This window comes from Frankia sp. CcI49, assembly GCF_001983215.1.
GTDB classification, from domain to species: Bacteria; Actinomycetota; Actinomycetes; order Frankiales; family Frankiaceae; genus Parafrankia; species Parafrankia irregularis.
Genome location: NZ_MOWP01000015.1, coordinates 496,247 through 510,344, shown reverse-complemented (window position 1 = coordinate 510,344; position 14,098 = coordinate 496,247). Strand labels below are relative to the sequence as shown.

The following is a 14,098-nucleotide window of genomic DNA, read 5'->3' as shown; positions in this document are numbered from 1 at the left end:
GACGACGCCGTCCTGACCTGGCCCATCGGCGCCGACACCGCACTGCAGACCCTGATCTCCGCACGCATGACCGGCCTCGCCCTCACCGGCGGCGGCGTCATGATCGACACCAACCTGACCGAGAACTCGACCTGGCACGCCCTCGGCGGCGTCCCCATGGGATCAGCCGTCGACCTGACCGGCCGCGTCGTCGGCCACCGCGGCCTCTACGTCCTCGACGGCGCCCGCATCCCCGGCTCCACCGGCGCGTGCAACCCGTCCATGACCATCGCCGCCCTCGCCGAACACAGCATGTCCCGCATCGTCACCCAGGACGTCGGCACCATCTTCTGAACAGAAGAACCGGGGAGTGTTCGACTACTGGTCCAATACTCCCGCCGGCAGTCGGACATTCCCGGCCAACGCTCCTGACACGGCGTCGGCCCATTTCGAAGCCTCGGCATGACATGTCGACAGGAATTCCGATATGCGACCTGAGGTGAGTCCGCTCGAGACGGTCTGGGCCCACGGACGCGACGTGTCACGTCCTCCGCCCAGGCCGAGAGGACCTGTCGGCGCGGACTTTCCGGCTGAGAGTCCGCGCCCCGGGTGGGTTTCGACGACAGGAACACACCACCGAAGTATCCCGGCCGAGTACCGCTACGCCGGCAGATTTTCCGTCGTCGCGATGACGGGCCCGATTGCACCCGGAACATGATTGCCGCCGCCTGCTCGCGTCGATGGCGGCACCAGCAGCGGACCGGCGGACAGCCCGGGTCGACCCGGGCTGTCCGTCACCTCACCCTGTCAGGAGCGACCCTGGGCCGACCGACGGCACCGGCAGACCTCCGCCCGGTGGACGAGAGGCCCCGACGAGACCACCAGGCGGTGCCGCCTGCGTCGGACCTGCCCTCCGGGCACACTCGAGGTCCGCCGGAACACCATTTGCTTTAAAGCAATTTTCTACGGAAGAAAATGGCGTTCTCAGTTAATTGGATCCAGTCCAACTAGCCGCCCGGTTGGTTTGACCGCCAGTCCGGCACATGGTGCCGCATGACCTCCACCAGGGGATGTCGATGAGGCCGCCGATGCCGTCACCCACCCGCCAATGGCGGCCTCCGGAGCACCTTTAGCGCCTTGTTCGCAAGGTTTCACCTAGCACGGCACGTCCATCACCCAGCCAGCCACGGTGAACCTTGCGGAATTTGGCACTAGTTCAAGTTCATCCGGGACCTTGCGTCCCGGTTTGGCCAGTCCTAGGCTGCGCTGTGACCTGAGTAAGTGCTCACTGTCGAGGAACGCTCTCACACTCATCGCCAGCGGCGACGAGATGCACAGTCGGCCCGCGCCGACCGAGGTCAGAGTTCGGCGACGCCACATTCATCAGGGGAGGTGCTGTGCTTCTTGCCGGGAAGCTGGTTGTGGTCACCGGCGGCGGAAGTGGCATAGGTGCGGCGCTGGCCGTACGGGCTGCCGTGGAGGGCGCCGGCACCGTCGTGGTCTCCGATGTCAACCTGGCCGCGGCGAAACGAGTAGCCGAGATTGTGGCAGGACAGGGCTGCCGAACGAAGGCCGTCCGCGTGGATGTCGCGGACCGGGCGGACATCGACAGCCTCATCCGCTGCGCCGAAAAGGATTTCGGCCCTGTCGACGTGTTCTGCTCCAACGCCGGGATAGCCGTCGGTGCCGGCCTGGAAGCCCGGCCGCGCCAGTGGGCCGGGACCTGGTCCGTGAACGTCATGGCTCACGTCCATGTCGCGCAGGCACTGCTCCCAGCCATGGTGGACCGCGGCTCGGGTGCATTGTTGATCACTGCTTCGGCCGCCGGGCTGCTCGGTCTCCCGGGCGACGCCCCCTACTCCGTGACGAAGGCTGCCGCGGTTGCCCTGGCGGAATGGCTCGCACTCAGTTACGGCGGCCGGGGTGTTCAGATCAGCGCGCTGTGCCCGCTGGGTGTCAACACGGACATGCTGAGGAACGGATTCGACTCCGGCCACCCGTCTGCGCGGGCGGTGGTGGCGAGCGCCCCGGTCCTGGAGCCCGAACAGGTCGCCCGTTGCGCTTTTCAGGGCCTGGCGGCCAACCGCTTTTTGATCACGCCTCATCTCGAGGTTGACGCGGCATTTGCGGAGAAGGCCGCAGACATCGACGAATGGCTGTCCGGAAGACGGGCGTCCCTCTTCTCCGCTGCCAGCCGCACCAGCGGTGGTATCTCGGTCTGACTGGCCCCCTTCCCCATCACTGATTCAGTCGCAGGAACCCGATCTGATCTGCCTCGAGATCTGAGCTGCCTCGAACAACGCAGGCAGGAGCACCGGACTCGACCGGCTGACCCACGGACACGATGGATGTGACCTGTGAAAAACGGCATGAAACACAGTCGAGACAACGGATGCGACCAGATCGACGGGTCCCGGACACACATTCGGCGACGGGATCAGATTATCGGCGTCAGCCCTTTCGGCCTACCAGATCCCAGGCTGGTCGCCGCGGTCGGTGGCGCGGGAGCGTTGGGGGTGCTCGACCTCGGCCGCGACCCGACCAGGGCGGCCGCCGCCCTGCGCCTGACCTCACGGATTTCCGGTACCTCGTTCGGCATTCGAGTCTCCGAACCCGCGCAACTGGCCCGATATTACTTGGCCCAACACGAGAAAAAGATCGACACCGTGTTCTGGTCCGGCGATGCGCTGGCCGGCCCCGATAGCAGGCGTCAGCTTGCCAGGTTGAAGAAAGAGCTTCCCGGCGCCCGGCTCCTGATCGAGATCACTAGCCTCAGTGAAGCGGCAGCAGCGGTGGACGCGGGTGCCGACGGATTTCTGGCACGGGGCAGCGAGGCCGGCGGTCGAATCGGCGAGCTCTCCTCCTTTGTCCTGCTGCAGCAGATTCTGGAAGCGGACCAGTTATGCCGCGGAAGTTCCTCGCTGCCGGTGTGGTGCTGGGGCGGCGTGGGCTTACGGACGGCGGTGGCCGCAGTGGTCGGAGGCGCCGTCGGGGTGGTTCTGGATACCCAACTCGCGCTGCTTCGACAAGCCTCGACGCCGGTGCCCACCGCAGCCGCGCTGCGCAGGATGGACGGCACCGAGACCGTGATTACCGGCGGTCATCGTGTCCACCAGTCGGCGACTGCGAGGCGAACCAGGGGAAACGCTGAAAGCTGGCCCACCGAGGTGGTTGTCTCCAGCCTGGGCGGCGATGACCCCGACCTGCAGCTCCTGCCAGTGGGCGAGGACGTGTTCCTCGCCCGGGAGTTCGCCGCCCGGTTCGGGACGGTGGCAAAGGTGGTCCAGGCGATCCGTCAGGAGCTCGGCACCGCCGCGGGCACGGTGGGTGGCGGTGTCTCGGAGGCCGTCTTCTCCGGAGAGTCGCCCCTGTGCCGCGCACTGGGAATCACGAGGCCGGTCGCGCAGGGACCGATGACCAGGGTGAGTGACCGCCCCAGCTTTGCGCAAAGGGTCGCGGATGACGGGGCTCTTCCCTTTCTCGCGCTCGCGTTGGCGAACGGAGAGCAGTCCCGCCAGCTGCTGACCGAGACCCGAGATCTGCTTGGTGAGCGGCCCTGGGGAGTCGGTCTGCTGGGGTTCGCTCCCGAGGACCTGCGCACGGCCCAGCTGGAAGCCGTCCGCGATATCCGTCCTTCCTGTGTGATTGTCGCGGGTGGCCGGGCCGCTCAGGCCGCCGATCTTGAGGAAATCGGGATTCCGACTTTCCTGCACGTTCCGTCGCCGGTACTCCTCCGCCAGTATCTGGCTGCCGGCTGCCGGCGCTTTGTCTTCGAAGGCTCCGAGTGCGGTGGCCATGTCGGCCCGCGCGCAAGCTTCCCGTTGTGGGAGGCTCAGATTTCGGTGCTCCTCGACCACATCGGCGCGTCCTCGGCCGGTGTGGACCCGTCCACGGACATCCAGATCCTGTTCGCCGGCGGTGTGCACGATGCCCGTTCGGCGGCGATGGTGGCCGCGATGGCGCGTCCGCTGATCGACCGCGGCGTCGGCGTTGGTGTGCTCATGGGCACGGCCTACCTGTTCACCGAGGAGGCCGTGGAACACGGGGCCATCCAGGAGGAGTTTCAACACCAGGCGGTGGCGGCGGGAAGGACCGCGCTCCTGCGGACCGCCCCGGGCCATGTCACCCGCTGTGTGGAGAGCCCGTACGTTGACCGCTTCCGGGCCGAGAACAACGAGTTGCGTGCGCAGGGCCTGGCCGATGAGCAGATCTGGGAACGACTGGAACAGCTGAACATCGGTCGGCTCAGGGTGGCCAGCAAGGGGCTGGAACGACGCGGCGACAGCCTGGTTTCGGTCGGCCGGGAGCAGCAGCGCGACGAGGGACTCTTCATGGCCGGGCAGGTCGCTGTCCTCCGGTCGACGACCACGACAGTCCGGATGCTCCACGAAAGCGTCACCGAAGGCGCACGCCTGTACCTCCACGACCAGGCTCGCCGGCTGCGGGCGGAGTACGGTCTGGCGGACCCGCCGACGGCCCTCGGTGCTGGACCGCTGGACATCGCGGTCGTCGGAATGGCGTGCGTCCTGCCGGGCGCGCCCGACGTGGCCACCTACTGGTCCAATGTGGTTGCCGGCAAGGATTCCGTGACCCCTGTTCCGGCGGACCGCTGGGACACCGAGATCTATTTCGACCCACAGGCCAGTGGGCCGAGCGGGGAGAGAACCCGCTCGAAATGGGGCGGCTTCCTGCCGCGGATCCCCTTCGATCCCCTGCGCTACGGAATCCCGCCCTCCGCGTTGGCGAGCATCGAGCCGGTCCAGGTCCTCGCGCTGGAAACCGCGCGCCGTGCCCTCGAGGACGCCGGGCTGGACGCGGACGAGGTCGATCACACACGGACCGGAGTGGTCTTCGGAACCGAGCCCAACAGTGACCTTTCCGCGGCGCTGACCCTGCGTGCGCTGCTGCCGGCATATTTCGGAGAGGTACCCGCGGAGCTCGACGATCTGCTTCCCCGGGTGACGCCCGAGACCTTCACCGGCATTCTCGGCAACATCATTGCCAGCCGGATCTCGAACAGGCTCGATCTGGGCGGGCCGGCCTACACCGTGGACGCCGCCTGTGCCTCGTCCCTGGCCGCGTTGGACATGGCCTGCAAGGAGCTTCGGTTCGGCGGCGCCGACGTGATGATCTGCGGTGGCGCCGACCTGCACAACGGCATCTTCGACTATCTGATGTTCTCCTCGGTGGGCGCGCTCTCGCCGACCGGTCGAGCCAGGCCCTTCGCCGCCGAGGCGGATGGAACGACCCTGGGCGAGGGGGTCGCCTGCGTCGTCCTGAAGCGGCTCGCCGACGCCGAACGCGATGGTGACCGCGTGTACGCCGTGATCAAGGGAGTCGGCGCGGCCAGCGACGGGCGTTCGCTCGGCCTCACCGCCCCGCGCCCGCAGGGCCAGCGGCTGGCGCTCGACCGTGCGTACCGCGCGGCCGGCGTCTCACCCGCCCAGGTGGGTCTGGTCGAGGCCCACGGAACCGGGACGGTTGTCGGCGACCGCACCGAGATCGATGCCCTCACGGAGGTGTTCACCGAGGCTGGGGCCGCCGCCGGCTCCTGCGCCCTGGGGTCCGTCAAATCCCAGATCGGGCACACCAAGACCGCGGCTGCCCTCGCCTCCCTCGTGAAGGTCTCCCTGGCGCTACATCACGGAGTGCTGCCACCGACCCTGCACATCAGTGCGCCCAACCCGGCGTGGGCTCCCGACGTCAGCCCGTTCGTCTTCTCGGACACGGCGCGGCCCTGGTCCCCGCCGGCGTCCGAACGGGTCGCCGGGATCAGCGCCTTCGGCTTCGGCGGGGCGAACTACCACGCCGTGCTCACTGGCCACCCGGATGCGGTGGACTCCCGGCACGCCCTCGAGGAGTGGCCGGCTGAGCTGCTGCTCTTCCGGGGCGCTGACCTGGCGGCGGCGCTAAACGCCGTCTCGGAGCTGCGGAACCTGCTGGCCACGAACGACGCCCAGGGCCGGCCGTGGCCGCTGCGTGACATCGCAGCCACCGTGGCGATGGCCCAGGCCCGACAGGGCCGGGTCCAGATCGCTGTCGTCGCCCGGGACCTCGATGACTGCGCGCGTCTGCTGGCGCTGGCGGCGAGCGGCGGATCGGATCCACGCGGCGGGCTGTTCGTGGCGGACGGATCGCTCCCCGACGGGCCGCCCTCCGGCAAGGTGGCCATGCTCTTCCCGGGGCAGGGAAGCCAGCGACCGGGCATGCTCGGCGAGCTGTTCGTGGCGTTCCCCGAGCTGCGGGACTATCTGCGGCTGGGGCAGGCGTGGGAGGGCGCCATCCTGCCGCCCTCGCACTTCGACGCGGCTGAAGGCGCGGTGGCAGGCGCAGTGGCAGGCGCGGCGGAGCGGCTGAAGGACACCCGGATCGCGCAGCCCGCTCTCGGCGTCGCCGGTCTCGGGATGTACCACCTGCTGTCTCGGCTGGGCCTGACACCGGACCTGGCGGCCGGTCACAGCTACGGCGAGCTGGTGGCGCTCTGCGTGGCGGGCGCCTTCGACGCCGAGACCCTGCTCGAGCTTTCCGCCGCGCGGGGCGAGGCGATCGTCGCCGCCGTCAGCGGACATCCGGCCGCCGAGGGCGCAGAACCCGACCAGAGCGCAGAACCCGACCAGGGCGCGATGGCCGCCGTCCGCGCCACCGTCACGGCCGCGACGTCGGTGCTGGCCGCCGACCAGCTCGCAGGCAGGGTGGTCCTCGCCAACCACAACGGTCCCGACCAGGTCGTGATCTCCGGGCCGACAGCGGATGTCGAAACGGCGATCAGGCTCCTTCGCGAGGCTGGGCACAGCGCTGTCCGGCTGCCCGTCGCGTGCGCCTTCCACAGCCCGCTCGTCGCTGACGCGGGCAAGGTCTTCGCCGCGGCGCTGAAGCAGGCCCGCGTCACCGCCCCCGTGCTCCCTGTCTGGTCGAACCGCACGGCTGCCCCCTACCCGGCCACGGACGGGACCGGCGACGCCGTACGGGTCGAGCTCGGCGCACAGATCGCGGCGCCGGTGCGGTTCGTGGAACAGATCGAGGCGATGTACGCCGCGGGCGCGCGGGTGTTCGTGGAAGCCGGACCCGGCCGGGTGCTCACCGGCCTGGTCACCTCGATCCTCGCCGACCGGCCGCACGCGGCGGTCGCCTGCGACGGGCGTCGGGGCGGGCTGACCGGCTTCCTGGACGCGGTCGGAGCGCTCGCCGTCGCGGGCGTGCCCCTGCGCACGGACTGGCTGGTCGACGGCCGCAACGCGGTCGACCGCACCGCGACGATGCCCCCTGACCGCCACCGGTGGAGCGTCGACGGGCGCAGCATCTGCCTCGCGGACGGGAAGCCGGTGCCCGGCGGCCTGGTCCCCGCCCGGCGAGTCCAGCTGTCCCCGAGCGGCGCGCCCGCCGCCGCGTTCCCCGGCGCGCCCACCGCGCCCGCGCCTGGGGCTCTGGTCAGCCAGTTCCTGCAGACCGCGCGGGACAACCTCGCCGGGCAACGGGACGTGTTGCTGTCCTACCTCGGCGTGGATGCCGCGCCGGCTCCGCGGAGCCGTACCCTCGCCGAGCTTCTGCCCGCTCCAGCGCTGCCCGGCCAGACCGTCGAGAGCCCTGGCACCAGCGGAGCGCCGTGGGCCGCCGTGACGACGCCGCCGGCAGTGGCACCAGCCGCGGTGCCGGTGCAGGCACCCGTGCCAGTGCCAGTGCCGGTGGCGGTGGCGCCGGATGTCACGACGGCCGTGGTCAATGTCATCGCGGAAGGCACCGGCTACCCACCGGACATGATCGAGATCGACCTCGATCTCGAGACCGACCTGTCGGTGAACTCCCTCAAACGCACCGAACTCGCCGGCACGCTCGCGGAGCAGTTCGGGTTCGCCGACCGCAGCGGCGGCGTCGACGAACTGAGCCGCCTGCGCACCGTTCGCGGCATCGTCTCCTGGATCACCGACCAGACCGCCGCGCCGTCCGCACCATCTCCCTCCCCCACGATCCAGGCCGATCCCCCCGGCCGGGCACGCGGCAGGAGCCCACAGCGCTTCATGATCACGCGGCAGCCGTCGCCGGCGGCACCGGGTCAGGCTGATCTGGCCGGAACTTCCTGGGTGGTGATCGGGCGCGGCCCCGAGCCGGCCATCGAGACCTCCGTCGCGGGCCGGCTGGTCGAACTCGGTGCGCGGGTCAGTTCCCGGGTGGGCGAGGACCTCGACGCCGCCGACCTGAGCGCGTTCGACGGCGTCCTGTACCTGGCCGGGTGGGGCGGCGACCTGGGCGGGCCGGAGCTGCCGGGCGCCTTCGGATCGCTGCGTAGCGCGCTCCGCGGGCGTCTGCGCTGGCTGCTGGCCGTGGCACCCGCCGGCAGCACCCGCACAGCGGGCCTGCGCGGGCTGTTCCGCACGATCAGCCGGGAGTACCCGGCGATCGCCGTCCGGCTGCTGGAGGCCGGGCCGGACGCGGTACCGAGGCTCGGGGATCTCGTGGTGGCCGAGCTGAACGAGCCTCCGGGACCCGCCGCGGTCGTCTTCCACGACGGGGCGCGGCGCGAGACCGAGGCGCTGACGGCGGTCGGTGCCGGGCCGATGGCGTCGGTCGGTGCGGGACCTGCCGACGACGGCGCGGCCGAGGCCGCCGCGCTCGGCCTGGACCGGGATGCCGTCGTCATCCTCATCGGCGGGGCCCGGGGCATCACGGCGGGCTTCACGACGCTGCTCGCGGGCGCGGGCCGATGCCATCTCGAGCTCGCCGGCAGCACCCCCGCGCCGGCGGACGACGAGGACCCGCGGCTGGCGGCGGCGGTCGACCAGCAGGCACTGATCAGGATCCTGAGCGGCCTGGGGCAGGAGAGCCCGGGCAAGGTGGCCCGCAGGGCACGGCTGGTGCTGGCGCAGCGGGAGATCCGGGCCACGCTGGCCGAGGTCGGCGCCCGCGGCGGGCGGGCCGAATACCACCGACTCGACGTCCTGGACACCGAGGCGGTCCATCAGTTCATCAAGCAGGTCCACGCCCGTCACGGCCGGATCGACGCGGTCGTCTACTCCGCCGGGATCATCGCCGATCGACTGATCGCGGACAAGGAACCCGAGGCGTTCCGACGGGTCTTCGAGACCAAGGTCACCGGTGCCCGCACGGTGCTCGCGGCGCTGGGCGAGCTTCCCTTTCCGCCGCGGGCGGTGGTGTTCTTCGGCAGCATCGCCGGCGTGCTCGGCAACCGAGGCCAGAGTGACTACGCCGCAGCCAACGACGCGCTCGAGACGCTGGGCGCGGACTGGCAGGCCCGAACCGGCCTGCGGGCGCTCACGGTCCACTGGGGCCCCTGGGCTCCGGACCCGCGGCACCCCGGAATGGTCAGCTCCGACCTGGAGAAGGACTTCGTCCGGCGCGGCGTGGACCTGATCGACCCCGACGAGGGCCACCGAAGCCTCCTGCGGGAGCTGGCCTGGGGGCCTCGTGACATCTGCGGTGTCGTGTACACGGCTTCCGGCTGGTAGGCGATGTCCACTTCTTCGACGCCCACAGCCGCCACACCCACAGCCGCCACACCTCCGGGCGCCTCGTCGGACTGGCGGCAGCCGCCGATCGCGGTGGTCGGCATGGCGGTGCTCCTGCCCGGAGCCCCGGACCTGGACACATACTGGCGGAACCTGCTGGCCGGCACGGACGCCATCACCGAGGTGCCGCCGAACCGCTGGGATCCGGCACTCTACGACCCGCGGGGAGCGACCGGCAGGCCCAGCGCCGACAGGATCTACTGTCGGCGCGGCGGGTTCGTCGACGAGTTCGCCCACGCCGATCCGCTCCGCTTCGGCATTCCGCCGCACGAGGTGGAGAGCATCGAGCCCGACCAGCTCATCGCGCTGCGCGTCGCGGCGGCCGCGATCGACGATGCCGGTGGCATCGAACGGCTGGGCGATCTGCGACGGACCGGCGTCGTGCTCGGCCGCGGCGGGTATCTCAGCCCCGGCTTCGTCCGTCTCAATCACCGGGTACGAACCGCCCGCCACCTGGTCGACACGGTCAGCGCCCTGCTCCCCGACCTCGACAGTGATGATCTCGAGAGGATCCGCGCGGCGTTCCTCGAGCCGCTCGGCCCCGAGGCGCCGGAGTCGGCCATGGGCATCGTCCCGAATCTGGCCGCCTCCCGGATCGCCAACAGGCTGAATCTCGGCGGCCCGGCGTTCACCGTCGACGCGGCCTGCGCCTCCTCGCTGGTCGCCGTGGACAGCGCTGTGTCCGCGCTGGCTTCGGGGCGGTGCGACACGATGCTGGCCGGCGGCGTCCACCACTGTCATGACATCACCCTGTGGAGTGTGTTCACGCAGCTGCGGGCCTTGTCGAGGACCCAGCGCAGTCAGCCGTTCGACCGGAACGCGGACGGGCTTCTCATCGGCGAGGGCACCGGAATGGTCGTCCTGCGGCGGCTGGCCGACGCGCGGCGGGACGGGGACCGGATCTACGCGGTGATCCGCGGCACCGGCGTGTCGAGTGACGGGCGCGGCGGCGGGCTGGTCAGTCCCGATCCGGCCGGGCAGGCGGCCGCCATCGAACGGGCCTGGGACGCCGCCGGCCTCGACCCACGCGCCGCCGACGCGGTGGGCCTGATCGAAGCCCACGGGACGGGCACCCCGACCGGGGATGAGGCTGAGCTGGCAACCCTGGCCCAGGTCTTCGGTGGCCCCGGCGACGGTGATCCGGACGAGACCCGGCTCGCCGCGCTCGGCTCGGTCAAGGCCATGATCGGGCACACCATGGCGGCCGCCGGCATCGCCGGACTGGTGAAGGCCGTGCTGGCGCTGCACCACCGGGTCCTGCTGCCGGCGGTGAACTGCGCCGAGCCGCATCCGGCGCTCACCACCACCCGTTTTCGGCTGTTACCCGCCCCGGTGCCGTGGGAATCCGCGGGCGTGCGCCGCGCCGGCGTCAACGCGTTCGGGTTCGGCGGTACCAACGCGCACGTGGTGCTGGAGGAGTCCCCCGCTGCCGCGCCGCCCGCTCCAGACCCGGCCGCAGACACGAGCCCGCGGGCGAGGGAGAGGGCGAGCCTTCTCAGCGCCGTGGCCGAGCCCGAGGTGGTCCTGAGACTGGCCGCGGCGACACCGGACGAGCTGGCGGTCATGGTCGAGGTCGAGGACGAGACGCTGCGGCGCGACGCGGTGGGCACGCCCGCCTTCACCGGCGTCGGGGCACGGCTCGGTCTGGTGAACCCGACCCCGCGACGACTCGCCGCCGCCCGGCACGCGGTCGGCGGTATGCGCCTGGGGACGTGGCAGGCGTGGCGCGGCCGCAGCGAGGTCTGGGCCAGTGCGGAACCGCTGGCAGGCGGGCCCGGCGCCGGCCGTACCGCGTTCGTCTTCCCCGGGCTCGAACCGGAGTTCTCGCCACAGATCCACGATGTCGCCGACCGTTTCGGGTTCTCCCTGCCGCCGGACCTCTCCGCCGCGGCGCTGGGCACACACGGTACGAGCGTCCTGCTGGTCAGCCGGGTGCTCGACCGGGTGCTGCGGCGGATGCGCATCGAGCCCGACGCCCTCGCCGGGCACAGCATCGGCGAGTGGAGCGCGATGTTCGCCGCCGGAATGTTCGACGAAAGCGAGGCGGACGCCAGCGTCTTCGCCGCCGATCCGTACGACGGGGACGTTCCGCAGGTCGACTACGCCTCGCTGGCCTGCTCGAGCGACGATGCCCGGAAGTTCATAGCCGACCTTCCGGATGTGGTTCTCTCGCACGACAACGCGCCGCTCAGCACGGTTGTCTGTGGCCCGCCGGCGGCGATCGAGCGACTCGCCGACCGGCTGCGGCGGAAGAACGTCGTCGTCCAGATAATGCCTTTCCGCTCGGGCTTCCACACGCCCATGCTGCTGCCCTATCTGCCGGCGCTGCGGGCCCGGACGGATCGCCTCCGTATCCGCCAGGCGGCGCGGGTGGAGCTGTGGTCGGCGACCACCGGCGCGCCGTACCCCGCCGATCTGGCCGCCGTCCGTGAGCTGTTCATCCGCCATCTGGTCGAGCCTGTCCTGTTCCGGCAGACGATCGAGGCCATGTACGCGACTGGCGTCCGGGTGTTCATCCAGGTCGGCCCGGGCAGGCTGGGTGGGCTGATCGACGGGGTGCTGGAGGACCGGCCGCATCTGACGATCCCGGCGAACTCCGCCCACCGGGACGGGATCGGCCAGCTCCGCCGGGTCGCGGTGGCCCTCTGGGTCGAACACGGGAACCCCGACTTCGCGGTGCTGGACGGACCGGCGATTGCGTCCGGCCCGGGCGGTCGAACCGCCCTGGTACGGCTCGCCCTGGGCGCGGAGGTCGCCGCCGTCGACCCGACGCGGCTGCCGCGCGTCGGGCCACCCACGGCCGGGCCGGGGCAGCCCGCGACGGCGATGGCCGGGCACCCGCTGGCGGCCTGGGCGGACCGGGATCCGATGGCCAGACAGATCCTGGACCTGATCACCGACACCGCCGACACCGCTGCCGCCCTGCTGGCGCACACGCACACGCACACCACCGAACCGGTGCCGGTGCCGGTGCCGGCGCCGGAGGTCGGCCGCGGCGCCGGCCCCGCGAGCTCCACGGGCGTCCTGCGTGAGGAGCCCTCCGGGCAGGGATGGACGTCGACCCTGCGGGTCTCGGTGGCCGCCATGCCCTACCTGCTTGACCATTCCATGACCCCGCAGCCGCCCTCCTGGCCGGATCTGGAGGACAGCCGGCCGGTGGTGGCGGCGACGACCATCGTCCGGCTGATGGCGGACTACGCGGCGCAGGCGTCGGGCCGGATTCCGGTCGGCGTCTACGACGTGCGTTTCGACTCCTGGCTGCGCGCGGAGCCGCCGGTCGACGTCGCCGTCAGTGTGCGGCCCGAGGCCTCGGACCGATTCCGGGTGACCTTCGCCGGCTACGCGAGCGGGCTGGTCCGGGTGGCCGACGCGTATTCCGATGTGCGGCCGCCGCGGTGGCCGGTGGACCACGACACCGAGCAGGCGCCCACCATCACCGGTCGAGATCTGTACCGGACACGGATGATGTTCCACGGGCCGGCCTTCCAGGCCGTGACCACCTTTCTGGGGTACGGCCCCTCCCATGTGCGGGCGGTGCTGCGAGGCACCGGCACACCGGGAGCACTGCTGGACGCCGCCGGCCAGCTGCTCGGCTACTGGATCAGGATGCGGGAGAAGGACCGGTTCGTCATGTTCCCGGTGCGGTTCGGGGCCATCGAGTTCCACGGCCCCGAACCGGCGCGAGGGACCCCGGTCACCTGCCACGTCTGGGTCCGCGAGATCAACGGCTCCCAGGTCGATGCCCATATGCAGCTCGTCGACGGCAACCAGGTCTGGGCGGTGGTCCACGGCTGGGTGGACCGGCGGTTCGATCTGCCCGCGGAGCTGGACGAGGCCTTCCGCTGGCCGGAGCTGCACCCCCTTTCCCAGCAGGCTCCGGACGGCTCCGTCGTCGCCACCGAGCGCTGGGCGGATCTCGCCGTCCGGGAGATGGTGCTGAGCCGGTACATCGGCGCGGCCGAGCGGCCGGAGTACGACCTGACGCCACCGCGCCAACGCAGGGAATGGCTGCTGCGGCGGATCGCGGTGAAGGACGCCGTTCGCGGCGAGCTGTGGAAGGCCGGGCGCCGGGAGGTCTTCCCCGTCCAGATCCGGGTGACGGACCGCGTCGAGCCACCGGACCGGGACGCCGCCGCCGTCACGGTGGCCGGAGTCCACGGCTATCCCCTGCCGCCCTTCGCCGTCTCGGTCACCAGCACTCCGGACGCGGCGAGGGCGATCGCCCAGCCGGCGACCGCCGAAGAAGAGCGGCACAACGAGACGCATGCGATGTCAACGAGAACCGAGGCGTGATGACAAGAAAAAGTCCTGCCAGCCAGGTGTTGACCGAAATCAACGACATGATCAATAAAATCATCCGCAAATACGGCTCGCCGCCCACCCAGGTCACCATGGACACGTACTTCCACAGCGATCTCGAACTGGAGAGCATAGACCTGGTGACGCTTGGCGGCCTGCTGGCCGAACGTTACGGCGACCATGTCAGCATGGCCGAGTTCCTCGCCGAGAAAGAACTCGGTGAGGTCATCGCCCTGCGCGTCGGCGAGCTGGTCGACTACGTCACCGCCCAGACCAGCGCTTCCGCGACCGCGGGTTGA

Annotated in this window: 5 protein-coding genes; all 5 read left to right on the top strand. The window is 70.8% G+C overall.

The genetic code is table 11. From position 1 onward, the window contains the following. Positions 1-333 (top strand): GMC oxidoreductase (locus tag CcI49_RS15370; RefSeq protein WP_241840079.1); only part of this gene is annotated, 333 nt, incomplete at its 5' end. A gap of 1,043 nt (positions 334-1,376) precedes the next feature. Further along, a complete protein-coding gene (locus CcI49_RS15365; RefSeq protein ID WP_054569245.1) occupies positions 1,377-2,201 on the top strand; it encodes an SDR family NAD(P)-dependent oxidoreductase in 825 nt (274 codons plus the stop codon). Positions 2,202-2,348: 147 nt separating this feature from the next. Further along, complete coding sequence (locus tag CcI49_RS15360) at positions 2,349-9,440, top strand: type I polyketide synthase (protein ID WP_076827326.1); 7,092 nt, start codon at positions 2,349-2,351, stop codon at positions 9,438-9,440. 3 nt (positions 9,441-9,443) lie between these two features. Further along, a complete protein-coding gene (locus CcI49_RS15355) occupies positions 9,444-13,793 on the top strand; it encodes a type I polyketide synthase (RefSeq protein ID WP_076827324.1) in 4,350 nt (1,449 codons plus the stop codon). Next, complete coding sequence (locus CcI49_RS15350; protein WP_076827322.1) at positions 13,793-14,098, top strand: acyl carrier protein; 306 nt, start codon at positions 13,793-13,795, stop codon at positions 14,096-14,098. Before CcI49_RS15355 ends, CcI49_RS15350 begins: the two co-directional genes overlap by 1 nt.

What these genes read in the sequence shown, in the direction of transcription:
- CcI49_RS15360 (WP_076827326.1), top strand. Translation starts at nt 2,349, where the DNA reads ATGAAACACAGTCGAGACAACGGATGCGACCAGATCGACGGGTCCCGG.
- CcI49_RS15350 (WP_076827322.1), top strand. Translation starts at nt 13,793, where the DNA reads ATGACAAGAAAAAGTCCTGCCAGCCAGGTGTTGACCGAAATCAACGAC.
- CcI49_RS15355 (WP_076827324.1), top strand. Translation starts at nt 9,444, where the DNA reads ATGTCCACTTCTTCGACGCCCACAGCCGCCACACCCACAGCCGCCACA.